General features: G+C 72.4%; 25 protein-coding genes, 1 pseudogene and 1 riboswitch. Of the genes and pseudogenes, 10 read left to right on the top strand and 16 right to left on the bottom strand.

Annotated elements, in window-relative coordinates; translation table 11 throughout:
* The first annotated feature begins 9 nt into the window (after positions 1-9).
* The 4 genes from AC6CKD_RS20760 to AC6CKD_RS20775 all read left to right on the top strand — a co-directional run bounded on the left by AC6CKD_RS20760 (position 10) and on the right by AC6CKD_RS20775 (position 2,494).
* A complete protein-coding gene (locus AC6CKD_RS20760; protein WP_498329322.1) occupies positions 10-540 on the top strand; it encodes a DUF4396 domain-containing protein in 531 nt (176 codons plus the stop codon).
* Between the two features lie 257 nt (positions 541-797).
* Positions 798-1,271 (top strand): hypothetical protein, encoded by a 474-nt coding sequence (locus AC6CKD_RS20765; protein WP_498328948.1) that lies wholly within the window; start codon positions 798-800, stop codon positions 1,269-1,271.
* Positions 1,272-1,387: 116 nt separating this feature from the next.
* The gene (locus AC6CKD_RS20770; protein WP_498328949.1) at positions 1,388-2,101 is read left to right on the top strand and encodes a hypothetical protein; all 714 of its coding nucleotides are present in this window, start codon (positions 1,388-1,390) and stop codon (positions 2,099-2,101) included.
* 177 nt (positions 2,102-2,278) lie between these two features.
* Positions 2,279-2,494, top strand: coding sequence for a hypothetical protein (locus AC6CKD_RS20775; protein ID WP_498328950.1), 216 nt, complete (start codon positions 2,279-2,281; stop codon positions 2,492-2,494).
* A gap of 76 nt (positions 2,495-2,570) precedes the next feature.
* Here the strand turns inward: AC6CKD_RS20775 and AC6CKD_RS20780 are convergent, their stop codons facing one another.
* Both AC6CKD_RS20780 and AC6CKD_RS20785 read right to left on the bottom strand, forming a co-directional pair.
* Positions 2,571-3,740, bottom strand: a complete 1,170-nt coding sequence (locus AC6CKD_RS20780) for an acyl-CoA dehydrogenase family protein (protein WP_498328951.1) — start codon at positions 3,738-3,740, stop codon at positions 2,571-2,573.
* A gap of 458 nt (positions 3,741-4,198) precedes the next feature.
* A pseudogene (locus AC6CKD_RS20785) lies at positions 4,199-4,720 on the bottom strand (TetR/AcrR family transcriptional regulator); the annotation flags it as partial.
* A gap of 200 nt (positions 4,721-4,920) precedes the next feature.
* Here AC6CKD_RS20785 and AC6CKD_RS20790 point away from each other — a divergent pair.
* The 3 genes from AC6CKD_RS20790 to AC6CKD_RS20800 are packed head-to-tail and all read left to right on the top strand — an operon-like array spanning position 4,921 to position 7,312.
* Positions 4,921-5,469, top strand: a complete 549-nt coding sequence (locus AC6CKD_RS20790) for a DUF6230 family protein (RefSeq protein ID WP_498329324.1) — start codon at positions 4,921-4,923, stop codon at positions 5,467-5,469.
* On the top strand, positions 5,460-6,425 hold the full coding sequence (locus AC6CKD_RS20795) for a DUF6114 domain-containing protein (RefSeq protein WP_498328952.1): 966 nt from the start codon (positions 5,460-5,462) through the stop codon (positions 6,423-6,425). The genes AC6CKD_RS20790 and AC6CKD_RS20795 overlap by 10 nt, the downstream gene beginning before the upstream one ends.
* Positions 6,422-7,312: a hypothetical protein gene (locus AC6CKD_RS20800; RefSeq protein WP_498328953.1), complete on the top strand. Its 891-nt coding sequence runs from the start codon at positions 6,422-6,424 to the stop codon at positions 7,310-7,312. The genes AC6CKD_RS20795 and AC6CKD_RS20800 overlap by 4 nt, the downstream gene beginning before the upstream one ends.
* Here AC6CKD_RS20800 and AC6CKD_RS20805 read toward each other — a convergent pair.
* The 3 genes from AC6CKD_RS20805 to AC6CKD_RS20815 all read right to left on the bottom strand — a co-directional run bounded on the left by AC6CKD_RS20805 (position 7,287) and on the right by AC6CKD_RS20815 (position 9,475).
* Entirely contained in the window at positions 7,287-7,445 is a 159-nt protein-coding gene (locus AC6CKD_RS20805) for an SCO1431 family membrane protein (protein ID WP_498328954.1), read from the bottom strand. The two genes, AC6CKD_RS20800 and AC6CKD_RS20805, sit on opposite strands and share 26 nt — an antisense overlap.
* 116 nt (positions 7,446-7,561) lie before the next feature.
* Entirely contained in the window at positions 7,562-7,987 is a 426-nt protein-coding gene (locus AC6CKD_RS20810; protein ID WP_498328955.1) for an SPW repeat protein, read from the bottom strand.
* A gap of 84 nt (positions 7,988-8,071) precedes the next feature.
* Positions 8,072-9,475: a C39 family peptidase gene (locus AC6CKD_RS20815; protein ID WP_498328956.1), complete on the bottom strand. Its 1,404-nt coding sequence runs from the start codon at positions 9,473-9,475 to the stop codon at positions 8,072-8,074.
* Between the two features lie 555 nt (positions 9,476-10,030).
* Between AC6CKD_RS20815 and AC6CKD_RS20820 the strand changes: the two genes are divergently transcribed.
* Both AC6CKD_RS20820 and AC6CKD_RS20825 read left to right on the top strand, forming a co-directional pair.
* The gene (locus AC6CKD_RS20820; RefSeq protein WP_498328957.1) at positions 10,031-10,666 is read left to right on the top strand and encodes a uridine kinase family protein; all 636 of its coding nucleotides are present in this window, start codon (positions 10,031-10,033) and stop codon (positions 10,664-10,666) included.
* Positions 10,667-11,066: 400 nt separating this feature from the next.
* The gene (locus tag AC6CKD_RS20825) at positions 11,067-13,019 is read left to right on the top strand and encodes an AAA family ATPase (protein ID WP_498328958.1); all 1,953 of its coding nucleotides are present in this window, start codon (positions 11,067-11,069) and stop codon (positions 13,017-13,019) included.
* 207 nt (positions 13,020-13,226) lie between these two features.
* Here AC6CKD_RS20825 and AC6CKD_RS20830 read toward each other — a convergent pair whose 3' ends face one another.
* The 10 genes from AC6CKD_RS20830 to ribD form a co-directional block, all read right to left on the bottom strand.
* Positions 13,227-14,270 (bottom strand): hemolysin family protein, encoded by a 1,044-nt coding sequence (locus AC6CKD_RS20830; protein WP_498328959.1) that lies wholly within the window; start codon positions 14,268-14,270, stop codon positions 13,227-13,229.
* The gene (locus AC6CKD_RS20835) at positions 14,267-15,706 is read right to left on the bottom strand and encodes a hemolysin family protein (RefSeq protein ID WP_498328960.1); all 1,440 of its coding nucleotides are present in this window, start codon (positions 15,704-15,706) and stop codon (positions 14,267-14,269) included. Before AC6CKD_RS20835 ends, AC6CKD_RS20830 begins: the two co-directional genes overlap by 4 nt.
* A 200-nt stretch (positions 15,707-15,906) precedes the next feature.
* Positions 15,907-16,371 carry a PH domain-containing protein gene (locus tag AC6CKD_RS20840; RefSeq protein WP_498328961.1) on the bottom strand — a complete coding sequence of 155 codons (465 nt, stop codon included), beginning with the start codon at positions 16,369-16,371 and terminating at the stop codon, positions 15,907-15,909.
* Between the two features lie 92 nt (positions 16,372-16,463).
* Complete coding sequence (gene hisG / locus AC6CKD_RS20845) at positions 16,464-17,312, bottom strand: ATP phosphoribosyltransferase (RefSeq protein WP_389696226.1); 849 nt, start codon at positions 17,310-17,312, stop codon at positions 16,464-16,466.
* Between the two features lie 120 nt (positions 17,313-17,432).
* Entirely contained in the window at positions 17,433-17,711 is a 279-nt protein-coding gene (locus tag AC6CKD_RS20850) for a phosphoribosyl-ATP diphosphatase (protein ID WP_266876437.1), read from the bottom strand.
* A gap of 32 nt (positions 17,712-17,743) precedes the next feature.
* Positions 17,744-18,232 carry a 6,7-dimethyl-8-ribityllumazine synthase gene (gene ribH, locus AC6CKD_RS20855; protein WP_150520523.1) on the bottom strand — a complete coding sequence of 163 codons (489 nt, stop codon included), beginning with the start codon at positions 18,230-18,232 and terminating at the stop codon, positions 17,744-17,746.
* 75 nt (positions 18,233-18,307) lie between these two features.
* On the bottom strand, positions 18,308-19,609 hold the full coding sequence (locus tag AC6CKD_RS20860; protein ID WP_498328962.1) for a bifunctional 3,4-dihydroxy-2-butanone-4-phosphate synthase/GTP cyclohydrolase II: 1,302 nt from the start codon (positions 19,607-19,609) through the stop codon (positions 18,308-18,310).
* The gene (locus tag AC6CKD_RS20865) at positions 19,606-20,259 is read right to left on the bottom strand and encodes a nicotinamide mononucleotide transporter family protein (RefSeq protein ID WP_498328963.1); all 654 of its coding nucleotides are present in this window, start codon (positions 20,257-20,259) and stop codon (positions 19,606-19,608) included. Before AC6CKD_RS20865 ends, AC6CKD_RS20860 begins: the two co-directional genes overlap by 4 nt.
* Positions 20,256-20,894, bottom strand: a complete 639-nt coding sequence (locus tag AC6CKD_RS20870) for a riboflavin synthase (protein ID WP_498328964.1) — start codon at positions 20,892-20,894, stop codon at positions 20,256-20,258. Before AC6CKD_RS20870 ends, AC6CKD_RS20865 begins: the two co-directional genes overlap by 4 nt.
* A complete protein-coding gene (ribD, locus tag AC6CKD_RS20875; protein WP_498328965.1) occupies positions 20,895-22,052 on the bottom strand; it encodes a bifunctional diaminohydroxyphosphoribosylaminopyrimidine deaminase/5-amino-6-(5-phosphoribosylamino)uracil reductase RibD in 1,158 nt (385 codons plus the stop codon). It abuts the gene before it with no gap.
* A 151-nt stretch (positions 22,053-22,203) separates the two neighbouring features.
* A riboswitch (FMN riboswitch) is annotated at positions 22,204-22,334 on the bottom strand.
* A 466-nt stretch (positions 22,335-22,800) separates the two neighbouring features.
* On the opposite strand from ribD, the gene AC6CKD_RS20880 reads away from it, so the two are divergent.
* Entirely contained in the window at positions 22,801-25,173 is a 2,373-nt protein-coding gene (locus AC6CKD_RS20880) for a chitinase C-terminal domain-containing protein (protein WP_498328966.1), read from the top strand.
* 130 nt (positions 25,174-25,303) lie between these two features.
* Here AC6CKD_RS20880 and AC6CKD_RS20885 read toward each other — a convergent pair whose 3' ends face one another.
* Positions 25,304-26,482 carry an ROK family transcriptional regulator gene (locus AC6CKD_RS20885; protein ID WP_498328967.1) on the bottom strand — a complete coding sequence of 393 codons (1,179 nt, stop codon included), beginning with the start codon at positions 26,480-26,482 and terminating at the stop codon, positions 25,304-25,306.
* Positions 26,483-26,485 lie beyond the last annotated feature (3 nt).

A 26,485-nucleotide genomic window follows, 5' to 3' on the forward strand; every position in this document is an offset into this window, starting at 1 on the left:
ATGACGGTCATGGATCACGGCGCACACCACACCAGCACCTCGCCCGACCACACCGCACACCAGGCACGCCAGGCGCACCAAGCGCACGCCGGGCATCGGCCGGGCCCGGTGACCTGGGGATCCGCGGCGAAGGCGACGCTGCACTGCCTCACCGGGTGCGCCATAGGCGAGATCCTCGGCATGGTCATAGGCACCGCGCTGATGTGGGGCAACGTCCAGACGATGGCCCTGGCGATCACCCTGGCGTTCATCTTCGGCTATTCCTTCACCCTGTTCGCCGTCCGCAAGGCCGGGCTGGGCTGGAAGAGCGCGATCAAGGTGGCACTGGCCGCGGACACCGTCTCGATCGCCGTGATGGAGATCGTCGACAACGGCATCATCGCCTTGACCCCCGGGGCGCTGGACGCCCACCTGTCCGACGCCCTGTTCTGGTCCGCGCTGCTGGGCGGCTTCGCCGTCGCCTTCGTGATCACCACACCGGTCAACAAGTGGATGATCGGCCGCGGCAAGGGGCACGCCGTCGTCCACGCCCACCACTGAGCCGACCGCCGGACCCGGCCGCACAGGCCGCACAGGCCGCACAGGCCGGAGACTGCCCGGGCGCATCGTGAGGGTGCGTTCGGGCAGCTTCGCGTCGAGGCCGAGCGGGGGGCCTTCGGGTGGCCCACGGCGCGACTCGGGCCCGCGTTCCGGCCCGCCCGCGTCCTGCTTCCCGCGCCGGGCAGGATCGGCGCTGCGTGCGTGCGACGCACGAGGCTGGTGGACAGCGCCGCCGGGCCGCCGGGTAGGGTCGCGCCATGGTCACGGCCCGGGCTGCATTCGGCACGACGCGGACCCGCCGACCGGCGGGCCCGCTCAGGCTGCTGTGGCTGGCCGCGCTGCTGTTCGCCTTCCTCTACACCCACGCCGCCGGGGCCGAGAGCGCCTCCGCGCACGTCACCGGCGGGGCCGTGACAGTGCCCCACCAGGTGCCCGCCGAGGGCGACGGCCTCCACACGGCGCACGGCGACGGCGACGACGCTGGCGATGACGATGACGACGGCCAGAACCCCGACGGCCGATCCGGCGACGGCCAGCACGCACACCCCGCCGAGGCGTGCGCCTCCGGCCAGCCGCAGCACGGGATCGAGCTGCCCTGCCCGCACCTGGTCCCCCTGGGCGGGCTCACTCCGGCTTTCGCCGCGATGACGTCGCAGCCGTGGACCCAGACCCTCCCCTGCGGTCTGCCTCCCTTGCGGAGTTGCCTCGGTTCAGTGGTGCAGCAGGTATAGATCCGGGCCGTTCGCCCCGATCTGTCCCGACTCTCATCACCCAGTCCGGCCCGCCCCACCGCGGCGGTCCGCCGGGTGGCTGAGCCACGCACGCAGCACCCAAGGAACTCCACGACATGACCTCTCCCCGGCTCCTCGACGCCCGGACCGCAGACCACACGCCGCACGCCACCGGGCGGGCCGCCCGGCGCAAGGCGCACTCCTCGCGCAAGCGTTCGCTGGCCGCCCGCTACCTCGGGTACGTCGGCTACTTCGTCGGCGCCGGCCTGATCAGCGGCGCCGTCGTCCACCACCCGCTCGACCCCGACCGCTACACCCGCATCGCCGGCTACGGCGCACTCGTCTTCCTCGCCGCGACCGTCCTCAACGAGTTCCTCCTCACCCGCGAGCGGCCCGGACCCGCGCGCATGCTGGTCGTGATCGGCTCCTCGCTGCTGCTCTCGTTCGGCATCGGCATGCTCAGCGGCGGACTCCAGCACTTCGACGACTTCCCCGCCCGCGGCGCCGTCCTCGTCCCCGCCGGCATCGTCGTCTCCTTCGTCGCCTACGTCATCAAGGACGCGGACACCCCCTGGCAGCGCATCTTCAGCCTGCTGGGCCTGAGCGTCCTCGCCGTAGCGGCCCTCGCCCTGTTCGGCCTGCGCGAGATCGCGGCATCCATGGAGCCCGCGCCCGGCGGCCACGGCCACGGCACCGCGGACGCACCCGCCGCGGACGACCACGCCCCCGCCGACAGTCCCTCCACGGCCACCACTCCGGCACCGGCCTCCACTCCCGCACCCACGTCGGCCTCCACACCTCCGGCCCACAACGACGGTCACGGCCACTGACGACCGGACTCGGCACGGCCGCGCCCCCGGCAACCGGGCAACACCCTGTTGCCGGGGGGGCACGGCACGGCCAGGAACCGCCGGGCGGGAAGGGCGGGAGGGGCGGGAGGGGAAAGGTCGAACGGATGGGCGGGGTTACCCGTGGGTCCGGTGGCGCGTTGGCCCGGTATGACCACGATGGAGACTTCCACACCGAGGGCGGGGCGCCGTCGGCGTGCGCCCGCCGCAGGGTACGAAGAATCGGTTCGGCAGGCCCCCGACCCGCCCATCTACAGCGCGCTGCTCACCCGCTGGGAGGAGGACGGCCGGACCGTGCCGGGGCAGCGCGATCCGGAGTGGTCCCGGATCGCCTCCTCCCCCATCTGGCCGACCGGCCCCCTCTTCGGGGCGTAGGCCGTCCGCTCCGGACCGCCCTCGCGGCTCCGGCCCCGGCCCGCGGATCCCCGAACGGGGACGGGAACGGGAGAGGCTAGCGGGATTCCGGGCCCGCCAGGTGGCGGGCGATGACCATGCGCTGGATCTGGTTCGTGCCCTCCACGATCTGCAGGACCTTCGCTTCGCGCATCAGCCGCTCGACCGGGAAGTCCGCCGTGTAGCCGTAGCCGCCGAGCACCTGGACCGCGTCCGTCGTGACGGCCATCGCCGCGTCGGTGCAGAAGAGCTTGGCCATGGCCGCCTGCCGGGAGAAGGGCTTGCCCGCGTCCCGCAGCCGCGCCGCCGCCAGGTACAGTGCGCGGCCCGCCTCGATCTTCGTCGCCATGTCGGCCAGCATGAACCGCAGGCCCTGGAAGTCCGCGATGGGGTGTCCGAACTGCTTGCGGTCCAGGGCGTAGGCCACTGCCTCGTCGAGCGCGGCCTGCGCCACGCCGATCGCGCAGGCGGCGATGCCCAGACGGCCCGCGTCCAGGGCGGCGAGGGCGATGCTGAAGCCCTGGCCCTCCTCGCCGATGCGGCGCGAGTCCGGGACCCGTACGCCGTCGAAGTGCAGCTGGGCGGTGGGCGAGCCCTTCATGCCCATCTTCTTCTCGGGGACCGCCGCCGTGAGGCCCTCCGCGTCGCCCGGGACCAGGAAGGCCGTGATGCCCTTCGGGCCTTCCACGCCCGTGCGGGCCAGCACGGTGTAGAAGTCGGCGACCCCGCCGTGGGTGATCCAGGCCTTGGTCCCGGTGATCACCCAGTCGTCGCCGTCCCGGACCGCCTTGGTGGCCAGGGAGGCCGCGTCCGAGCCCGCGGCAGGCTCGGAGAGGCAGTACGCGCCGAGCAGTCCGCCGCCGAGCATCGCGGGCAGATGGGCGCTCCGCTGCTCCTTGGTCCCGTAGCCCGCCAGGCCGTGGCAGGCCAGCGAGTGGACGCTGACGCCGAGGCCTACGGTCAGGCGGGCCGCGGCCAGCTCCTCCAGCACCTGGAGGTAGACCTCGTACGGCTGGTCGCCGCCGCCGAACTCGCCGGCGTACGGGAGTCCCAGCAGCCCGGCCTCGGAAAGGAGTCCGAAGACCTCCCGGGGGAACCGGCCGGCGTCCTCCTCCTCGGCGGCCCGGGGGCGGATCTCCCGCTGCGCGATCTCGCGTACGAGCGCGAGCAGGTCTCGGGACTCCTCGGTGGGCAGCGATCGGTCCACCTGCGGCGCGCGGTCGGTCATGGCTGCGCTCTCCTCACTCGTCAAGCACGGGGCGGCGCGTGAGGGTGGTACGCGTCGCCGGGTCTCGGGGCTCACAGCCGATGGTGCCCTCCCGGATCGCGGGAAGGTCCAGTTCAAGGGGCTGCGGCGGTTGAGTATGCCCGATCAGGGGCTTCTCGTCACGGGTAGAGATCATCTTCGGGGACGGGCGGGGCCGGGCACTCGGGAACGAACTCCTCGATCACCGTCAGGGTCGCGCGCAGCGTGCGCACCAGCAGGGCGCCGACCTCGGCCCGGTCGGGGTGTCCGGGACGGCCGGGAGCCCCGGGTCCGCGGCCCTCCCGGGCCCGTGCCGGGGCCTGGGGAGAGGTCTGGGCAGAGGCCTGGAGAGGGGCCTGGTCAGGGAGCTCCTCAGGCGCCTGGTCAGGGGCCTGTGCAGCGGACCGGGCGGAGCCCTGCGCCGGCACCTGGGCCGGCGCCTCCGCCGGGCCGATCCAGTCGAGGGTGCTGCCCTCGACGCCGGCCAGCCAGCCGACCAGTGCCAGCCGGGCGACCGGCGGGATCTCGCGGCGGCCGTACGCGCCTTCGGCGATGGTCGCGATGAGTTCCTCGCGGACGGCGTCGCGGATGGCGAGGACCTCGGAGTCGGAGCCGACGCCGCCGGTGACGATGGTGCGGTAGGCGGCCTGGTGGTGCTCGGCGTAGTAGAGGTAGCCGTCGATGGTGGTGCGCACCCGCTGGGCGTTGGGCAGTTCGCTCTCGCCCGCGGCGCGGGCCACGAGCTCGGCCACCGAGTCCTCGACGATGGCCAGGTAGTAGCCGCGTTTGCTCTTGAAGTAGTAGTAGATGAGCCCCTTGGCCACGCCCGCGTGCTTGGCGATGTCGTCCATGGAGAGCGCGTCGTACGAGGTGTCGGCGAACAACTTGCGGCCGATCGCTATCAGTTCGGCCCGCCGAACCTGCGAACGTCCGGTCGTTCCGCGCTGTTGACTATTATTCAAATTCAGCCCTAGCCTCGAACTGCCACAGGATGCCCGAAGTATGGCAGACCCGTGTGCACTCCCTTTTGCACTTCCCTTTGCACTCCCCCTGCGCACCGGACGACGTACGGGAGGACCACATCATGGGCAACGGCAGGACGAGCACGACGAGAAACACCCCCGAGGGCCGGGTCAACTGGAAGAGGACGGCGGCCGTCGCGATGCCCGCGGTCGTCGCGGTCGGGGCGATGGCGATGGTCATGGCGCAGGGCGCGCTCGCCGCCTCCTTCGCCGTCTCGGGGACCAGCTTCCAGGTCTCCTCGTCGAAACTGAGCAGCAAGGGCCTGGCCTCCTACGTGCACACGGACCGCTCCGTCGACGGCAAGGGGCATCCCGTCGCGCTGCTCGGCATCGGCGAGGCCACCCTCACGGACATCTGCCAGGCCGCCGAGGTGGACACCCCGGTGGGCAGGGTGGTCTTCAAGCTGACCGCCGGCGGACCGGCCGGCAACGTCACCGCCAGCAATCTCGTCATCGACGGCGAGGACCTGGCCGGCGACGCGGTCTTCGGAACGGCCCAGATCGGCCGCGACGCCTCGACCCTCGACCAAGTCGGCGGGATCAAGGGCGAGGCCGGCAAGTTCGGCCTCCAGGCCGGGGACATCGAGGTCGTGGACGTGAAGTCGCACGCCTGGTCGGCGACGGGCGGCAACTTCCACCTCAAGGGCCTGAAGCTGAACGTCAGTCTGGACGGCAGGAAGTGCTTCTAGGCCAGCGCGGGCCCGCCGGGCCGGGCAGCGGGTGGCTGGAGCGACGGCTCCCGCTGCCCGGCCCCCGGCGGCGGCTGCGCGCCTGGCGCCGCACCCGCCCCTTCTGGGGCGGGCTGCTGGTGATCCTGGGCGGGACCGAGCTGCTGCTGGTCCCACTCTCCCCGCTCACCGTGCTGGTCAGCCTGGGACTCGGCGGTATCGCCGCCATCGGGATCGGCCTCGCGCTGATCGCGGCCGGCGTGTTCCTGTGGCTGCTGCCCCAGGCCCGGGCCTACGTCTCCGTCCACGCGCTGCTGCTCTCGGTGCTGTCCTTCGTGGCGACCAACCTCGGCGGCTTCCTCGTCGGCATGCTGCTCGGCATCGCGGGCAGCGCGCTGGCCTTCGGCTGGACCCCGCTGCCCGATCCGGAGGCGGGCGAAGAGGGCCCGTACGTCCCGAGCCTGGACGGGAGCGGGCCGCGCACGCTGGCCGCCGCGCTGCCGGTGGTGCTGCTCGCCTCGCTGGTGGCGGGCGGCGCTCCGCGGGCGGCGGCGGCCGGGCAGGGCGCGCCGATGGCGGCGCGCACTCCCCCGACCGTGACCACCTCGCTCTTCGCGCCGCAGGGGTTCGCCTTCGCCGGGGTCACCCACGTGCCCACGGTGGACGGCCCGCTGAAGGTGCTCGTGCTGCGGATGCGGGCCGCCACGCTCACCGACTACGAGCTGCGCAGCCGCGACGGCCGCGAGGAGTACGGGCTGGCCGCGAAGAGGCTCGACCTGAGCGGCGACGTGACCTTGTACCTGACGAGGTTCAGCGGCTGCATCGAAGGGCTGCTGTGCGTGACCTTCAGCCCGGACGGGCTGCCCGCTCCCCCGGTCATCCCGCCGTTCGTCTTCATGACCCGGGTCAGCGCGGAGCAGGCGCTCGTCACCTCCGACGTGATCAAGACGCAGCGCCTGCGGCTGGTGGCCTCGTGATCCCCGTCCAGGCCGCGCCGCTGTGGGCGTACGGCATCGGCGCCACCTTCGCGGTGGCCGCCGGGCGCCAGCTCCAGTGGTGGGAGCGGTCGGTCCGGGGCGAGGGAGTCCGTACGAGGAGCCGCGCGGCCCATCCGTACCTGGCGCTCACCCTGCTCTACGCGGCCCTGCTGCCCGCCCCGACCGGGGTCTACCTGCTCTGGCAGAACCCGGCCTGGTCGACGATGCACGTGGCCCGCGACCACGACGGGGTGTGGGCCGGCTTCGCCCTCTTCCACGTGGCCTCGGTGGTCGTCGGCGCCCTGCTCGGGTTCCTGGCGGCGCGGCTGTTCGTCCTGGTCGGCGCCGGATACTGGGGGTACCTCCAGGCGGTGGCCGGGTACTTCCTGCTGTTCCTCACCCTGATCCACGGGTGGGACGGCACGGGGTACGAGCGGCTGCTGAGCGCCGATCCGCAGGCCTTCGCCGACTGGGACGCGGGCGGCGTGGTGAACGGCGTCCTGGCCTTCGCGACCTCGGGCACCTTCCTGGCCGTGCTGATCTTCGGGACGGCCGTCATCGGCACGATGCTGCTGGCCGAGATCGGCTGGCTGGTGGAGGGCTGGCGGCTGCCGGGGGCCGCGGCGGACCTGAAGGTGCCCAGGGTGATCGCGGTGGCGATCGCCGGGGCCGGGGTCTACGGGCTGCCGTTCGCGGGGGCGGTCGGCGCGAGCGTCCTCGTCCGGCTGCTGGGGTGGTGGGCCGGGATCGGGGTGTTCGCCCTGCTGGCCGGGGTGGTGCTGCTGCCGGCGCGCTCGCCCGTGCGGACGCTGTACGGGCTGGTGGGCGTTCCGGACCGGCACTGGCGGGTGGAGCCCGAGGTTAGAAGAACCAGCCGACCTGGGTGACGAACATGGCCACGACCACGACCAGGGTCCAGCCGAGCACGTGCTCCAGCCAGGAGGACGAATCGCCCTCGGGTCCGCCGGTGCGGGCCAGGCTGCGGGTGCGGGCGGTCGGGGCGGCGCTGTGTGCGGTCATGCCCACCAATGTGACAGCGGGTGCGGCCCTCGCGGTAGAGACGACGGTCACTGGTGGCATGTCTCACGCCCCCGGCCGCGTGGTGCGGACCGGGGGCGCGAGGGGTGCGCGACGGATCAGGTGGTGCGGTCGCGGCCCGCCATGCCCGCCATGGCCAGGGCCAGGCACAGGGCGATACCGCCGGCGATGACGTTGCTCCACACCGTGCGCGTGGTGCTGACGTCGCCGGCGATGACGAAGGGCGCGACGATCGTCCAGGCGGCGAGACCGACCGCCGTCCAGGCCATGGCGTGGGTGCGCTCGTAAGCGGAGCCGAGTCCGCTCATGCACAGGCAGTACGCCAGGCCCGCGATCAGGTTGTTGATCGCCAGCGAGCTGAGCCCGCTGAATCCGGCGATCCACGGCGAGGCGGCGATGTACAGGCCCGTCATCAGGGCGAGCGCCTCGACGACCTGGGCGGTCGGGGTGCTGGTGACCCGCTCGAACCGCGAGCGCATCTCAGCGAGGTCGGGGTGGTGTTCGATTCTCGGTTGGGTGGTCATGACGGGCTGCCTCCTATGAGAAGCTCCTATTGCCCTTTTGCCCTTTATGTTCCACTTACATGCCGTCCGTGGCAACGCGAGTTCTCAGAGCACGCCGACCGCCCGCAGCGCGAGCACCTGGGCAGGGTTCGGCCGGATCGGACCGTAGAGGTAGCAGACGCCTCCGGTGCCCGAGACGACCTTGCCGGCGGCGTTGTACCGCTTGGTCCGCAGCCAGTTGTTTTCGAACTGCCGGCGCCGGTAGACGCGGCGCACGGCGGCGTTGTCTGCGGAGTTCGGGTCGTTGGCGACCACGTCGCCCGAGGCGGTGAAGCCGATGACGGTCATCAGGTGGCCGGCCGTGCCGTAGCCGGCGCCCGTGAGCTCCTCGGCCGTGAAGGACTGGGAGGTGATGACCGGGACCCCGGCCCGGACCAGGGTCTCCAGGTCGGCGAGGGAGGCGAGGCGGGTGACCACGCCGGCCAACTGCCGGTAGGTGGCGGCGTAGGCGGCGTTGAAGGGCCAGTTTCCGCAGCCCTTGTAGGCGGAGTCGTAGGTGGAGCGGGCGGCGTGGCAGACCTGCGGGTCCGCGTAGTCCTTCTTGACCCAGGCCACGGCGGAGACGCTGGCCCGGCGGCCCCAGAACTCGATGGTCATCTGCGAGGAGGTGGGGCTGCACCAGGCCTCGCCGCCGTTGTCGTACTCCGGGTACTGGCCGACGTGCGTCTCCTGCGAGTACCTCGGCACCTTCAGCTCGTGGGCCCCGCCGGAGGCGGCGGAGGCGGGGACCGTGAACCGGTCCGGGACGTCCGAGGCCATGGCGCCGGCCAGCCACACCGTGGGGCCACGGCTCGCCCCGGGCTTGCGGTACAGGGTCAGGCGCAGCCGCCAGTCCTTGATCCGGAGCCCGCCCGCGGGGGCGTCCACGGCCAGGGTGTCCGTCCAGACGGTGGACTTGCCGTCGGTCTGCCCGTCCACGGAGGTGCGCCGGATGTCGCCGTCGCCCGAGGCCCAGCGGCCCATCACGTACCAGGGGGTGGCCGTGCCGTCGGTATAGGTGCCGCGCAGTTCGGCCTGGATCCAGGTGCCGCCCGGGGTGCGGGCGTTCCAGGAGGCGATGGCCTCGGTGGCGGGCACGGTGGAGGTGTGGACCGGGGAGGTCCAGGTGGCGTACTCCCAGGTGCTCTTCTTCCCGGTGTGCGGGTCCTTGTACTCGGTGCGGCCCGTCGGGGTCTTGATCTCCAGGCCGGGGCGGGCGCCGCCGATGGCGGTGGTGCCCTGGTGGAGGCCCGCGGTCCAGTGGGCGTACGAGTACCAGAAGCGGTTGTCCACCGTCTTGCGGGGGGCTCCGCCGGTCGACCCGGCGGGCGGCGGGGCGGCCGGGGCCCGGCCCGGGGCCCCGGTGGCGGGCGCCTGCTGGGTCGCGGAGGCTCGGCCGCCGGGGACGGTGGCGGCGGCTGCCGCCAGGGCTACCGCCAGTAGGGCGCGGCGGGGTGTGGGTGCGGTCATCGGCGTGGCCCCCAGGGGTCGGTGCGGCGGGTCGGCTCCCGCACACCCTTCCAGTTCCCGCCTGCGGGGCGGTGAAGCCGGGGGGCCGTGTCGGGGTGACGGGCGCGGCCCCCGGCCCCGTTCCTCCCTCCCGGCCCCTGCGGGGCCGTCCCCCCGTCCTCCCCCGGACTCCGTCCGGGGGACTCCCGGTTCCGCCGTTCTCCGGGGCTTCGCCCCGGACCCGGTTCCGCGTGCGGCGCCGTTTCCGGGGGCCGGCCCCCGGACCCCCGCTCCTCAAACGCCGGAGGGGCTGGATTCTGGCCGGCGTCCGGCCGGGTGCGGTTCGCACGTGCCCGCACCTGCAGGCCGCACCCGGCTGAATCCAGCCTCGCCCGCCCGTTGCGGCGCGTGGTCTGGGGCGGAGCCTCAGCGGGTGCGGGCTGGGAACCGGCGGAGCCCGGGGAACCGGTGGGGGCAGGTCGGGGCTTCGCTCCGCGAAGCGGCAAGGGTCGCTGCGGGGGCTTTGCTCCGCAGGGCCCGTCCCTCGTGCGGGGGTGGAGGTCATACGGTGGGGGTGTGGAAGATCAACCGTCACTTCAGGCCCTCGCGCGCGAGATCCTCGCCCTGCCGCCCTCCCTCGGGCCCGTCCGTCTCGTCGGGATCGACGGGCACGCGGGGTCGGGGAAGACGACGTTCGCCACGGCGCTCGCCGCATCGCTCGGCGGGGTTCCGGTGTTGCGGCTCGACGATGTGGCCACCCACGAGGAGCTGTTCGGATGGGTGGGGCGGCTGCGTGCGCAGGTGCTGGAGCCGCTCGCCGCGGGGCGGGCCGCGCACTGGGAACCGTACGACTGGGTCGAGCGGCGGTTCGGTCCCGAGCGGGTGCTGGAGCCCGGTCCCGTGCTGCTCGTGGAGGGGGTCGGCGCCGGACGGCGCGCCTTGCGCCCGCACCTGGCGCGGCTGCTGTGGATGGAGACCCCGCGCGCGAAGTCCTGGGGGCGCGGGCGCGACCGGGACGGGCGTGAACTGTCCGACTTCTGGGACGGATGGGAGCGCGCGGAACTCGCGCACTTCTCGGATGATCCTTCGCGCCCCTTCGCGGACACCCTGGTACGCCAGAGCGGTACGGGATACGAGTGGACTTCCGGGGCTGCCGGGGCGGCTGAAATCGCCGCATGCGTGACTGAGGGTGACGAGGCCCCCCAGGCCTGACGGGCCGCGGGCAGACCCTCTCCGCAGGCACCTCCCGGGCGCTTGACCCGGGGGCCGGGGCGGCCTTACGTTCTGAAGAAGCGGCCCTCACCGGCGGCCGCGGACGCGAAGCCCCCGATTGTTCCCCCGTGATCGGGGGCTTCGTTCTGCCCCCGGTCTCCCGTGAAGTCCCGCCCGGCACTCCCCCGGCACGGCGTCGCACGGGTCACGTCCCGGCCGTTTTCTCACCCTGTGTCACCGCGGACTGCCCGGAAGCGCACCCGGCCCGTCTTCGCCACCCCCTACGTAAGGTGCGTAACCGCAGGTACGATGCACCCCTGATTTCATCGGCGCAGGGACAACTCGCGTACGCATCGCGGGGGTTGCTGGGCACCACGGGGGCAGGCTTGTGGGGGATGTGATGGATTTCGCCGCGCACGGCAGCAGCGCGCACGCCCCGGCCGAACTCGCCTGGCTGCGAGGAGTGGACGCCTGCACGATGGGCGCCTACCCGCAGGCCGAGGAGGAGTTCCGGACGGCCGTACGACTCGATCCCGCGATGGCCGACGCCTGGCTGGGGCTGCACGCGCTCCGCGTGGACACCACCAACGCGTTACTGCGCATGTACGCCCACCGGGACCGCTTCGGGGAACAGCGGGCCCGCCACCGGCGGACACTGAACTCCTGGTACTGGCTGGGCTGGTGGGTGCAGCCGGTACTGGAGACCCGGCGGGACCTGTTGCTGGCGCACGCCTCGCACTGGCTGGACGGGCGCCACGTCCCCGAGCTGGACCAGGCGCTCGCGGCCCTGCCTCCGGTGGACACCGACCCGCACGTCCGCTTCCTGCACGCCTGCCGGGCGTACCTGGTCAAGGACTGGGAGCAGTTGGTCCGCTCCACCGAATCACTGGTCGACGATCCGCTGCTGGGCATCGAGGCGGGCCTGTTCGGCGGGATGGCCCGGGTCCGGCTGGAGATGTACGGGCAGGCCGAGCCGCTGCTGGCGGCCTCCCTGATGCGCTGCCGCAGCGAGCAGCCCCAGCGCAAGGAGCTGCGGTACTGGCTGGCGCGGGCGCACGAGGGGACCGGGCGCAGCGCGGCGGCGCTGCCGCTGTACCGGGCGGTGCACCGGGTGGACCCGGCGTTCATGGACACGGCGGCCCGGCTGACGGCGATCGAGGACAGCGAGGACGCCGACGGCCTGGCCGGCTACGCGAGCGGCGCCGGGTACGAGGCCTTCGGCGGGCACGGACCGGCCCCGTCGGGCGGGGACTTCGCGGCGGTGGCCCTGGGCGGCGGCGGTCCGGTCCAGGGGCTCGCCGCGGACGGGCAGCCGGATCCGGACCCGCTGACCGCGGGCGACCCGCCGGAGCCGCGGCACGGCCCGGGAGCCCCGGGGCCCGGCGCGGGACTGCCGGCCGGCGTACGGCACAAGGCCTCGCTGCCCGCGCAGCCGGGACCGGTGGGGCTGCCGGCCGGGCCGGCGGATCCGGCGGCGCTGGCCGAGGCGCTCGCGGAGCTGGAGCGGATGGTGGGCCTGGAGCCGGTCAAGCGGCAGGTGAAGGCGCTCTCCGCGCAGCTCCACATGGCCGGGCTGCGGACGGGGCAGGGGCTGCCGGTGCAGCCGCCGAAACGGCACTTCGTCTTCTCCGGGCCGTCGGGCACGGGCAAGACCACGGTGGCGCGGATCCTGGGCCGGGTCTTCTACGCGCTGGGCCTGCTCGGCGGCGACCATCTGGTGGAGGCCGGGCGCGCGGACCTGGTCGGCGAGTTCCTCGGGCAGACCGCCGTGAAGGCGAACGAGCTGATCGACTCGGCGATCGGCGGGGTGCTGTTCGTGGACGAGGCGTACAGCCTCTCCAACTCCGGTTACAGCAAGGGCGACGCGTACGGTGACGAGGCCCTGCAGGTGCTGTTGAAGCGGGCGGAGGACAACCGCGACCGCCTCGTGGTGATCCTGGCGGGCTATCCGGCGGGGATGGACCGGCTGCTCGCCACGAATCCCGGACTGTCCTCGCGGTTCACCACACGGGTGGACTTCCCCAGCTACCGGCCGCTGGAACTCACGTCGATCGGCGGGGTGCTGGCGGACGCCAACGGCGACCGGTGGGACGAGGAGGCGCTGGAGGAACTGCGGAGCATCAGCGGACACGTGGTGGAGCAGGGGTGGATCGACGAGCTGGGGAACGGACGGTTCCTGCGCACGCTGTACGAGAAGAGCTGCGCGTACCGGGACCTGCGGCTGGCCGGTTTCGCGGGTGATCCCTCGCGGGACGACCTGTCCACCCTGCGGCTGGCCGACCTGATGCAGGCCTACGGGGAGGTCCTGTCGGGCCGTGGCCCCCAGGAGCGGCCGGAGCCGCCGCCGCTGTAGTCCGCTGCGCGGGGCGGAGTTCCCCTACCCGCCCTTCCACCGTTCCCCGGGGCTCCGCCCCAGACCCCGCGCCTCAAGCGCCGGCGAGGCTGAAATGTGCCGCACGGCGGCACATCCAGCCCGTCCGGCGTTTGAGGACCGGATCCGGGCGGAGCCCGGGGAACGGAAAGGGCGGGTAGGGGACTCGCCCCGCAGGGCCCGCCCCTGCTACGCGCTCCGGGCGTACCCCCGGTGGGCCGGGTCGCGGACCTCGCCGACCAGGGTTTCGAGGACGTCCTCCATGGCGACCAGGCCCAGCACCCGACCGGAGGGATCCGCCACCTGCGCCAGGTGCGTCGCGTCGCGGCGCATGACCGTCAGGGCGTCGTCCAGCGGGAGCGTCGAGCAGACCGTGGTCATGCGGCGCCAGACCCGCTGGGGCACGGCCCGTTCCCGGTCCTCCAGGTCCAGGACGTCCTTCACGTGCAGGTAGCCCATGAAGGCACCGCTGTCGGTGCGGACCGGGAAGCGGGAGTACCCGGTGCGGACCGTGAGCTGCTCGATCTGGCGCGGGGTGACCGCGGGGCCGACCGTGACCAGCCGTTCCGGGGCGAGGAGGACGTCGGTGACCGGGCGGCTGCCCAGTTCCAGTGCGTCCTCCAGGCGCTCCTGTTCGACCGGCTCCAGGAGTCCGGCCTGCCGGGAGTCCTGGAGCAGGCGGCCCAGCTGGGCGGAGGTGTAGACGGCCTCGACCTCGTCCTTGGGCTCCACCTTGAAGAGCTTCAGGACCAGCGTGGCGCAGGCGCCGAGGGCCGTGGTGACCGGGCCGCAGACCCGCGCGAAGGCGACCAGTCCGGGGCTGAACCACAGGGCCGTCTTCTCCGGGGCGGCCATGGCGAGGTTCTTGGGGACCATCTCGCCGATGACCAGGTGCAGGAAGATCACCGCGGTGAGGGCCACCGCGTAGCCCAGCGGGTGGATCAGGCCTTCGGGCACGTGCGCCGCGTGGAAGACGGGCTCCAGGAGCCGGGCCACGGTGGGCTCGGCGACGGCTCCGAGGGTGAGCGAGCAGAGGGTGATGCCGAACTGCGCGGCGGCCATCATGCGCGGCAGGTTCTCCAGGCCGTGGAGCACCTGGCGGGCCCGCTTGGAGCCGGCCGCCAGGGGTTCGATCTGGCTGCGGCGGACGGAGACGAGGGCGAACTCGGCGCCGACGAAGAAGCCGTTGGCCAGGACGAGGAGCAGGGCGAAGAGCAGTTGGAGCGCGTTCACCGGCCACCCACCTGGGCCAGCTCGGCGGAGGCGGCGGGCACCGGGCCGAGCCCGTGGGAGCCGAGCCCGCCCGAGCCCTGCCCCGTGCGGCCCTGCCCGTCGGAGCCCGGCGTGCCGGTGCCGGCGGGGGCGGTGCGCACGAGGCGGACCCGCTCGGCGCGGTAGCGGCGGACCTGGCGCACGGAGAGCTTCCAGCCGGGCAGTTCGGCGCGGTCACCGGGGGCGGGGATGCGGCCGAGCAGGTCGGCGACGAGTCCGGCGACGGTCTCGTACGGGCCTTCGGGGACCTCCAGGCCTATCCGGCGCAGGGTCTGCACGCGGCAGCTCCCGTCGGCCTCCCAGGAGGGGCGGCCGTCCTCGGCGGGTACGGCGGCCAGTTCTGGGCTGCCGTCCTCCGCGAGGTCGTGCTCGTCGCGGACTTCGCCGACGAGCTCCTCCACGATGTCCTCCAGGGTGACGACGCCGGCGGTGCCGCCGTACTCGTCGACGACCACGGCCATGGGCTGTTCGCTGCGCAGCCGTTCCAGCAGCGGCTGCACCGGCAGCGAGCCGGGCACCAGCAGCGGGGCCACGCAGATCCCGCTGACGCTGGTGCGGGCGCGCTCGGACTCGGGCACGGCGAGGGCGTCCTTGAGGTGGACGACCCCGGTGATCTCGTCGATGCGCTCGCGGTAGACGGGGAAGCGGGACAGGCCCGTGGCGCGGGTCAGGTTGAGCACGTCGGCGGCGGTGGCCGTGTGCTGGAGGGCGCTGACCTTGACCCGGGGGGTCATGACCAGCTGCGCCGTGAGCTCGCCCAGCGAGAGGGTCCGTACGAAGAGGTCCGCGGTGTCCTGTTCCAGGGCGCCGGCCTGGGCCGAATGGCGGACCAGGGAGACCAGTTCGCCGGGGGTGCGGGCGGAGGCCATCTCTTCGGTGGGCTCCACGCCGAGCGCCCGGACGAGCCGGTTGGCGACGGCGTTGAGGCCCGCGATGACCGGCCGGAAGACCCGGGAGAAGGCGTGCTGCGGGCCGGCCACGAAACGGGCCACCTGGAGCGGCCGGGAGACGGCCCAGTTCTTCGGGACGAGCTCGCCGACGACCATCTGGACGGCGGAGGCGAGCAGCATGCCGATGACGACGGCCACGCCGGGTACGGCGCCCCTGGGGAGGCCGGTCGCTTCGAGCGGCCCGGCCAGCAGGGCGGCGAGGGCGGGCTCGGCGAGCATGCCGACCACGAGGGAGGTGATGGTGATGCCGAGCTGGGTGCCGGAGAGCTGGAAGGACAGCTCCCGCAGGGCTGCGACGACCGTGCGGGCACGGCGGTCGCCCTCGGCCGCGGCGCGTTCGGCCTCGGGTCTCTCGACGGTGACGAGGCCGAACTCGGCTGCCACGAAGAAACCGTTGGCGAGGATCAGGGCGAATGCCGCCACGAGCAGGAGTAGCGGGATGGTCATGCCGCCGCCTCCGTGGGGAGGGCGGCGCGTGTACTACCGGACGATCCGTCCATTGCTGGAGGGAGTCACTCCTCGAGTCGCAGGTGTCCACGGGCCTCGGGGTCCCGGGGCCGGTGGGAGGGCGCACGGTCGCGCCCCCACACCAGGTTAGTCATTGAGATCGCCGCCGCAATGGGACGCAGCGACGAGGCCGGCCGGGCTCAGTCGTTCTTTGAGCCGGTTCCGTGGGCTTCGGCCAGGGCGCGCAGGGCGCGGGCGTCGCCGATCGCCTGGGCCTTGGCGACTCCGGGCTGGATGCCGAGGGCGGGCAGGGTGGTGCCGTCGTTCAGGTCGAGGAACACCCAGGCGTCGCCGGGGCGGAGGTTGACGCGCAGGATCTGCGCCCACTCCAGGCGGCGGGTGGTGGTGAGGTTGACGACCGTGACCCCGGTCTCGTCCGCGACCACCTTGGGGCGGCTGAGCAGGACGAGGACGGAGGAGAGCAGGGCGGCGGTGAAGACGAAGGCGATCCGCTCACCGGGGTGCAGGGTTTCGAGGACCAGCGCGATCGCCGTGATCGTGACGAACATGACGGCGCCCACGCCCAGCAGGACGGCCCGGGTGCGGGTCGGCCGGAAGGTGACCGGCAGGGCGGGCGGTGCGGGCTGGGCGGTGGCGTCGGCCATGTTCGTCAGATGCCTTCGGGTGGTGCCGGATGGTGAGGCGGATGGTGAGGCGGATGGTGACGGATGCGCGCGGCGGAGCGCCGGCGGACCCGTCAGAGGCGGCAGGCGTGGATCGAGGTGGTGAGGATCGCGCGGGCGCCGAGCTCGTACAGGTCGTCCATGATCCGCTGGGCCTCCTTGGCGGGGACCATGGCGCGGACGGCGACCCAGCCCTCGTTGTGCAGCGGGGAGACGGTGGGCGACTCCAGGCCCGGGGTGAGGGCCACGGCGCGCTCCAGGTGCTCGGCGCGGCAGTCGTAGTCCATCATCACGTAGCTGCGGGCGACCAGGACGCCCTGGAGGCGGCGCAGGAACTGCTGGGCCCGGGGGTCCTCGGGGTCGGTGCCGTTGCCGCGGATGACGACGGCCTCGGAGGTCATGATCGGCTCGCCGATGACCTCGAGTCCGGCGTTGCGCAGGCTGGTGCCGGTCTCGACGACGTCGGCGATGATCTGGGCGACGCCGAGCTGGATGGCGGTCTCGACCGCTCCGTCGAGGTGGACGACGGAGGCCTCGATGCCCTTGTCGGCCAAGTGCTTCGCGACGATTCCCTCGTACGAGGTCGCGATGGTCATCCCGTGGAAGTCCTCGGGGCCCTTCGCGGTGCCGGGGATGGTGGCGTAGCGGAAGGTGGAGCGGCCGAAGTTCAGCGGCAGGATCTCCTCGGCGCTGGCGCCGGAGTCGAGCAGCAGGTCGCGGCCGGTGATCCCGATGTCCAGCTTGCCGGAGGACACGTAGATCGCGATGTCCTTGGGGCGGAGGTAGAAGAACTCCACCTCGTTGTCGGGGTCGACGACCACGAGCTCCTTGGACTCCTTGCGCATCCGGTAGCCGGCCTCATGGAGCATCGCCGACGCCGGTCCGGAGAGTGAACCCTTGTTGGGGACGGCGATGCGCAGCATGGGGCTTCCTTTGGTGCGTAGGGGCGAAAGGGTGTGCTGGTACGGGTACGGGCGCGCGGACGCCCCGGCACGATGCGCCGGGGCCCGCCGGAGCTGCCGCGGTCTGAGGACTGCCGCGGCCTAGAGGTGCGCGTAGACGTCTTCGAGGGTGATCCCGCGCGCCACCATCATCACCTGGACGTGGTAGAGCAGCTGGGAGATCTCCTCGGCGGCGGCTTCCTTGCCCTCGTACTCGGCGGCCATCCAGACTTCGGCGGCCTCCTCGACGACCTTCTTGCCGATGGCATGGACACCCTTGCCGACCAGCTCTGCGGTACGGGAGGTGCTCGGGTCACCGTTGGCCTTGAGCTGGAGCTCGGTGAAGAGCTCTTCGAAGCTCTTGGGGGTTTTGTTCGCCATGATGGTCCTCAGAATACGGGGTCCGCGGCCGCCTACTGGCGCCAGGGTTCGCTGACGGTCCGCAGGGTCATGGCGGTGGAGACGGCGGCGGTGACCGCTTCGTGCCCCTTGTCCTCGTTCGACCCCTCGAGTCCGGCGCGGTCCAGCGCCTGCTCGTCGTTGTCGCAGGTCAGTACGCCGAAGCCGACGGGGACTCCGGTGTCGATGGACACCTGCACCAGGCCCTGGGTGACGCCCTGGCAGACGTAGTCGAAGTGCGGGGTGCCGCCGCGGATGACCACGCCGAGGGCGACGATGGCATCGTAACCGCGACCGGCCAGTACCTTCGCCACGACCGGGAGCTCGAAGCTGCCCGGGACGCGCAGCAGGGTGGGCTCGTCGATCCCCAGCTCGTGCAGGGCCCGCAGGGCGCCGTCCACCAGGCCGTCCATGACCTTCTCGTGCCACTGGGCCGCGATCACTGCGACGCGCAGGTCTCCGCAGTTCTTCACGCTCAGTTCGGGTGCGCCCTTGCCGCTCACAGCTCTGCTCCTCGGTGCGATTCGTGTGGTGTGGGGTGGTGCTCGGGGATGGTGTTACCGGTTACCGGTTACTGGTTACTGGTTGCCGCAGGCGGACGTGGTGGAGGCCCCGTCCAGCCAGGGCAGGTCGTGGCCCATCCGGTCCCGCTTCGTGCGCAGGTAGCGAAGGTTGTGCTCGCCCGCCTCCATGGGCATCGACTCCCGGTCGGAAACCTTGATGCCGTGGCTGATGAGGGCCGCCGACTTCTCGGGGTTGTTGGTCAGCAGCCGGACGCTGTGAACGCCGAGGTCGGCGAGCATCTGCGCGCCGGCCCCGTAGTCGCGGGCGTCCGCGGGCAGGCCCAGTTCCAGGTTGGCGTCGAGGGTGTCGCGGCCGCGCTCCTGGAGCTCGTACGCGCGCAGCTTGGACAGCAGGCCGATGCCGCGGCCCTCGTGGCCGCGCAGGTAGACGATCACACCGCGGCCGGCCGCCTGGACGCGCTCCATGGCGGTGTGCAGCTGGGGGCCGCAGTCGCAGCGCTGCGACTGGAAGATGTCTCCGGTCAGGCACTCGGAGTGCATCCGGACCAGGACGTCCTCGCCGTCGCCGATCTCTCCGTGGACGAGGGCGACGTGCTCGACCCCGTCCACGGTGGAGCGGAACCCGTACGCGGTGAAGTGGCCGAAGGAGGTCGGCAGATTGACCTGGGCCTCGCGGCGCACGGTCGGCTCGGCGGAGCGACGGTAGGCGATCAGGTCCTCGATGGAGATGATCGTCAGGCCGTGCTTGCGGGCGAAGGGGATCAGCTCGGGCAGCCGCAGCATCACCCCGTCCTCGCCGGCGATCTCCACGATGGCGCCGGCCGGGCGCAGGCCCGCGAGGCGGGCGAGGTCGACGGCGGCCTCGGTGTGGCCGTTGCGGACCAGGACGCCCCCGGGCTTGGCGCGCAACGGGAAGACGTGCCCGGGGCGGACGAAGTCGGCGGGGCCCGAGACCCCGTCGGCCAGCAGCCGCAGGGTGGTGGCGCGGTCGGCGGCCGAGATGCCGGTGGTGACGCCGTGGGCGCCGCTCGCGTCGACGGAGACGGTGAAGGCGGTCTGCATCGACTCGGTGTTGTGCTGGACCATCTGCGGGAGTTCGAGCCGCTCCAGCTCGTCGCCCTCCATCGGGGCGCAGATCAGGCCGCGGCACTCGCTCATCATGAACGCGATGATCTCGGGGGTGGCCTTCTCGGCCGCGATGACGAGGTCGCCCTCGTTCTCGCGGTCCTCGTCGTCCACGACGACCACCGGGCGGCCGGCCGCGATGTCGCGGATGGCCTGCTCGACGGGGTCGAGCCGGAACGTCTCCAGCTCGACGTCGGGCACGGGCCTGAGGACGGGGTTCGGGGTGTTCATGCCGTTGCTCCTTCCAGAGCCGGGGCGATAGTGGTGCGCGAGCGCTGGTACCAGTCGTAGGCGCCCCAGAGGACGAGGGCGAAGTACACGACGTAGACGAGGCCGGAGAAGGCCAGTCCGCTGTTGAAGGCGAGGGGTACGCCGACCAGGTCGACGAGGAGCCAGGCGAACCAGAATTCGACCAGGCCGCGGGCCTGGGCGACCATCGCGACGATGGTGCCGACGAAGATGTAGGCGTCCGCCCACGGGCTCCACGACAGGCTGGGGTAGAGGCTGAACAGTCCGCCGACGGCCAGGGTCCCGGCGGCCGCGCCGGCCAGCAGGAGGCCGCGCTCCTTCCAGGTGGCGGTGCGGACGGCGATGGAGCCGTCCTGGGCGTCCCGCTTGCCGCGCTGCCAGGCGCGCCAGCCCCACACGGCCACGCCGATGACGAGGAGCTGCTTGCCGACCCCGCCGGAGAGGTGGGCGGAGGCGTAGGCGCCGACGAGGATCAGACCGGAGAGGAGCTGGGCGGGCCAGGTCCATATGGAGCGCCGCCAGCCGAGCGCGAGGGCGCCCAGGCCGATCAGGTTGCCGATCATGTCGGACCAGATGACCTTCTGGCCGAAGACCTCGAAGGCCTCGGTGTTGAGCCAGGTCAGGGCGCTCACTTCGGCTCCCCCGTCCCGTGCGGCACGTTCGGGGCCGGCGGGGTGGCGCCGGCGGCCAGCAGTCGCTCCACGTACTTGGCGAGGACGTCGACCTCGAGGTTGACCGGGTCGCCGGGCTTCTTGATGCCCAGGGTGGTCAGCGCGAGGGTGGTGGGGATGAGGCTGATGGTGAACCAGTCGGCGGCGGCCTCGACCACGGTGAGGCTGACGCCGTCGACCGTGATGGAGCCCTTCTCGACGACGTAGCGGGAGAGGTTCTCCGGGAGGGCGACCTTGACGATCTCCCAGTGCTCGGAGGGGGTCCGCGAGAGGATCTCGCCGGTTCCGTCCACGTGCCCCTGGACCAGGTGGCCGCCGAGCCGTCCGCCGAGCGCCATCGGGCGCTCCAGGTTGACCCGGGAGCCCCGGGTGAGGGCGCCGAGGCTGGAGCGGTTCAGGGTCTCCTGCATGACGTCGGCGGTGAACTCCCCGTCGCCGGTCTCCACGACCGTCAGGCAGACGCCGTTCACGGCGATGGAGTCGCCGTGCTTGGCGTCCTCGGTGACGACCGGGCCGCGCAGGCGGAAGCGGGAGGCTTCGGCGAGCTCCTCGACGGCGACGACCTCGCCCAGTTCTTCGACGATTCCGGTGAACACTCAGTGCTCCTTGAGGGCTGTGGGGGCGGAGGGGGCCGACGCGGGGACGGCGGTGACGCGGATGTCCGTGCCGATGCGGACGGTCTCGGTGATCCGGAGCCGGAGCGCGTCGGCGAGGGTGCCGATGCCGGCGTCGGCGAGGACGGCGGGGCCCGCTCCGAGGAGGACGGGGGCGAGGTAGCCGATGACTTTGTCGACGGCCCCGGCGGCGACGAAGGCGCCGGCCAGGGTGGGGCCGCCTTCGAGGAGGACGGAGCGGATGCCGCGCCCGTGCAGCTCGCGGAGCAGGGCGTCCACGGAGATCCCGTACTTGTCGTACGGGAGCCGGGCCAGCTCCGCTCCGGCGAGGTGGCGGGTGTCCGCGTCCTCGGCGACGGCGATCAGCGTGGGTGCGGCCTCGTCCAGGACCCGGGCGGTGGGCCGGATCGTGGCGTGGGTGTCCAGGACCACGCGCAGGGGCTGGTCGGCGGTGGTGAAACCGTCGATCCCCCGTACCGCGAGGTGCGGGTCGTCGGCGCGCAGGGTTCCGGAGCCGACGACGACGGCGTCGGACTCGGCGCGCAGCCGGTGGACGTCGGCGCGGGACTCGGGGGAGCTGATCCAGCGGCTGGTGCCGTCGGCGGCCGCGACGCGGCCGTCGAGGGTCGCGGCGTACTTCCACACGATGTACGGGCGGCCCAGGCGCACGGAGGTCAGCCACGCGGCGTTGCCCGCCTCGGCGTCGTCGGCGAGCAGTCCGGCCCCGGTGTCGATCCCGGCGGCGCGCAGGGTGGCACCGCCGCCGCTGGCCTGCGGGTTCGGGTCGGAGACGGCGTAGACCACGCGGGTGATCCCGGCGGCGATGAGGGCCTGCGCGCAGGGTCCCGTACGGCCTGTGTGGTTGCAGGGTTCGAGGGTGACGTAGGCGGTGCCGCCCCTGGCCGCCGGGCCCGCAGCGTTCAGGGCGTGGATCTCGGCGTGCGGGCCGCCGGCCCGCTCGTGCCAGCCTTCGCCCACGATGCTGCCCGAGGCGTCGGTGATGACGCAGCCGACGACCGGGTTGGGGCTGGTGGAGCCGAGTCCGCGGGCGGCGAGCTCGATGGCTCGGCGCATGGCGCGGGTGCCCGCGTCGGGTGCTGCGTGCGCGGCGTGTGTCGCCACCGGGTCCTCCTGCCTCATCGGGCACGGACTCCGGGGCCTGTCGGGATACGACAGATGAAGCGGGTAGCACACGCGGGGACGCCGAGGCCGAAAACACGGTCCGTTCGACGGCATATCCCTGGGGCTACGCCGATGGACCGCCGACGGCGGCGTACCGGTGACTGGCCCGCCGCGCACTGCCTCCCATCCGGACTTTAACCGTCGGTCCAGGAATTTCACCTGGTCAACCGGCCGCTGGATGCGGACGGGTCGCGGACTATAACCGCCGGTTCGGAATTACACCGACCCCGGAGTGCGCTGCTACTGGTACTGGAGCCAGTGTGCCACGGGTGATCGGCAGCCATGCGAGTGAGTCAATGTGGCCTGGGTCACACCTTCGGTCGCTTTTGAGCGCGCCGGTTGCACCGTTCGGTCGATTCGCTCCCTTTACGCACGGTACGCGCACCACGTTCGAGCCGGATTCCCACCCGCCGCCCCTCTCCCCGCGCATGCCCCCCCCTCGGCCGCGAGCCCGAGCCCCTACGGCGGCTCGACGGCGGATCGACCGAACCCTGGCGGGGCCTCGACGGGACCCCGAAGGAAGCGCACCGAGCCTTGCCGGATCGCGCACTTTGGTCCAGACCTATTGACGGGTTGGTCTAGTCCTCTTAACGTTCCCTTCATCTTCCCCGGGAGACAGCCCGTCAGATGTGCGCACGTCACGGGCCAACACGCACCACGTTCCAGCCTGTTGTGTCCTGCCATCCTCCCCTCCCCAGGAGGCACAATGCTGTCCCCCACCAAGACGAGGGCCATGCTCCTGACGTCCGGCGCCGCAATCGCCGGTCTGCTGGTAGCCGGGCTCTCGGCGGGCGTCTCGCACGCCGCCGACAACGAGTCCTGTCGCCCCGACGGTCTGTACAAGACCGCGGGCGTGGACGTCCCGTACTGCTCGGTCTACGACACCGAGGGCCGCGAGAAGATGGGCGCCGACCACCAGCGCCGCGTCATCGGCTACTTCACGGGCTGGCGTACGGGCAAGGACGGCACGCCCGCCTACCTGCCCCACAACATCCCGTGGTCCAAGGTCACGCACCTGAACTACGCCTTCGCCCACGTGGGCAGCGACAACAAGATCTCCGTCGGCGCCGACAACGCGAACAACTCCGCCACCGGGATGACCTGGCCGGGCGTCGCGGGCGCCGAGATGGACCCCGCCCTCCCTTACAAGGGCAATTTCAACCTGCTGAACAAATTCAAGAAGCAGAACCCGAACGTCAAGACGCTGATCTCGGTCGGCGGCTGGGCCGAGACCGGCGGCTACTTCGGCGACGACGGCAACCGCGTCGCCTCCGGCGGCTTCTACTCGATGGCCACCAACGCCGACGGCTCGGTCAACCAGGCCGGCATCGACACCTTCGCGGACTCCTCCGTCGAGTTCATCCGCAAGTACGGGTTCAACGGCGTCGACATCGACTACGAGTACCCGACCACCATGAAGGACGCGGGCAACCCGCTGGACTGGCAGCTGGCCAACGCCCGCCGCGCCGGTCTGGTCAAGGGCTACGACGCCCTGATGAAGAGCCTGCGCGAGAAGCTGGACCGGGCCGGCGCCACCGACGGCAAGCACTACCTGCTGACCGTCGCCGCCCCCTCCTCCGGCTACCTGCTGCGCGGCATGGAGACCTTCCAGATGCAGAAGTATCTGGACTACGTCAACATCATGTCCTACGACCTGCACGGCGCCTGGAACGAGTACGTCGGCCCCAACGCCTCGCTCTTCGACGACGGCAAGGACGCCGAGCTCGCCGCCGCGAACGTGTACGGCAGCTCCCAGTACGGGAACATCGGCTACCTCAACACCGACTGGGCCTACCACTACTTCCGCGGCTCCATGCCGGCCGGCCGCATCAACATCGGCCTGCCCTACTACACCCGCGGCCACAAGAACGTCCAGGGCGGCACCGACGGTCTGTGGGGCAAGGCCTCCGCGACCACCTGCCCGGCCGGCGCGGGCCTGACCAAGTGCGGTGACGGCGCGGTCGGCATCGACAACCTGTGGCACGACAAGGACACCAACGGCGTCGAGTCGCCGGCCGGTTCCAACCCGATGTGGCACGCCAAGAACCTGGAGAAGGGAATCGTCGGCGACTACGTCACCAAGTACGGCTTCCCCGCGAACACCACGCTGACCGGCACCTACGCCCGCAAGTACGACTCGACCCTGGTCGCGCCGTGGCTGTGGAACGCGCAGAAGAAGGTCTTCCTCTCCACGGAGGACGAGCAGTCGGTGGCGGCCAAGGCCGACTACGTGATCGACCGCGGCATCGGCGGCACCATGGTCTGGGAGATGGCGGGCGACTACAGCTGGAACGCCGCCAAGGGCCAGTACGAGATGGGCGACACGCTCACCTCGCTGATGTACGACAAGTTCAAGGCCGCCTCCCCGTACGGCGCCAAGAAGTCCAACACCGCGCTGCCGACGCAGGCCGTGGACATCAAGACGGAGTTCACCGAGTTCAAGCTCGGCGACTCCAACTACCCGATCACCCCGAAGCTCAAGATCACCAACAACACCACGGCGACCCTGCCGGGTGGCACGGAGTTCCAGTTCGACTACGCGACCGCGTCTCCGGCCAACGCCTCCGACCAGTCGGGCTTCGGCACCAAGGTGATCAAGAGCGACCACACCGGCAGCAACGTCGGCGGTCTGAAGGGCGACTTCCACCGGGTCTCGCTGAAGCTCCCGGCGTGGCAGACCCTCGCCCCGGGCGCCTCGGTCGACCTGGCCTTCAACTACTACCTGCCGGTCTCCACGCCCTCCAACTGGACGGTGAACATCTCCGGCACGACGTACTCGCTCGCCGGTGACCTGGCGCGCGGCGTCACCGTGGTCCAGCCGGGCGGCACCACCACCCCGCCGACCACGCCGCCCACCACCCCGCCGACGACTCCCCCGACCACGCCGCCGACCACCCCGCCCACGACCCCTCCGGGCGGCACGTGCACCAACCCCGCGTACGTGGCGGGCACCGTCTACAACGCCGGCAACGTCGTCTCGCACCAGGGCCGCAACTGGAAGGCCCAGTGGTGGACGCAGAACGAGACTCCCGGCACCACCGGCGAGTGGGGCGTCTGGAAGGACCAGGGCGCCTGCTGACCCCGCACGGGGTGACCGCGTAGGTGAACCGACATGAGGACCCGGTGGCCCGGCGGCCACCGGGTCCTCGCGTTCTCCGGACCGCCCGGCGACCTCGCGGCGGCCGTCCAAGTCCCCTGGTCCCGGGGGCTCAAGCCGTGAAGAGGACGGCCTGCGCCGACTCGCGGGCGGCGAGCCGCGCCCCCGTGAGCACCGCCGGGTCGCCGAGGGTGCCGGCGCGGACCTCGGTCGGGACCGGGGACAGGGCGGTGAGGCGGCGGGCGACCCGGGCCGCCAGGGCAGGACCGCCCGCGCGGCCGAGCTCCCCGCCGAGCACGACGCAGCCGGGGTCCAGGATCGCCGCGACGGCCGCCGCCCCGAGCGCCAGCCGGTCGGCCAGGGCGTCGAGGAAGGCCGGTCCGGCCGCGCCCGCGACGGCCTCCTCGACCGGCCCGTCGAAGCCGTGGGCCGCGGCGAGCGCGGCCACCCCGGCCCGCCCGGCCAGCTCGTGGAAGCCGCCCTCGCAGGTGGTGGCCGACGGGAGGCCGCCCGTCCCGGGCACCGGCAGGAAGCCGATCTCCCCCGCTCCGCCGGAGGCGCCCCGGCGGAGCCGGCCGTCCAGGACCACCGCGGCGCCGACCCCTTCGCCGAGCCACAGCAGCACGAAGGAGTCCAGGTCCCGGGCGGCTCCGACCCGTTGTTCCGCCAGGGCCGCCAGGTTGGTCTCGTTCTCCACCACGACCACCGCCGGCAGCCGCCGCTGCACCGCCGCCACCAGGTCCCGGTGCCAGGCGGGCAGGCCGGCGGTGTCGCGGAGCTCTCCGCTGCCGGGGGCCACCAGTCCCGGCGCTCCGATCACCACGGTGTGGAGCCGGTCGGCGCCCGCCTCCCGGACCAGCTCCTCCAGCCGGTCCACCGCTTCGTCCACGGCGTCCACCGGCAGGTCCGCCTGCGCCAGCGGCCGGCCGAGCAGGTCGGCGATCACCGCCGTGGCGCTGTCGGTCCGTACGTCGAGCGCGGCGAGGTACGCCCGCCGCGCGACGATCCCGTAGAGCTTGGCGTTGGGTCCGCGCCGCTGCTCGCCGGATTCCCCCACGACCTCGATCAGTCCGGCTCCGGTGAGCCGTTCCACCAGGTCGGCGACGGAGGGGCGGGACAGGCCGGTCAGCTCCTTGAGCTGGGGGGCCGTCAGGGGGCCCTCCTCCTGGAGGAGCTGGAGGGCGAGCCGGTCGTTGATGGCCCGGGCCGTGCTCGGCGAGGCGGGGGACGGAGCGGGCGACGCGGCGCGGGTGGCGGCGGTCAGGGCCTTGGCAGGAGTCACGGCGCCCATCCT

This window comes from Streptomyces sp. GQ60 (genome assembly GCF_059758875.1).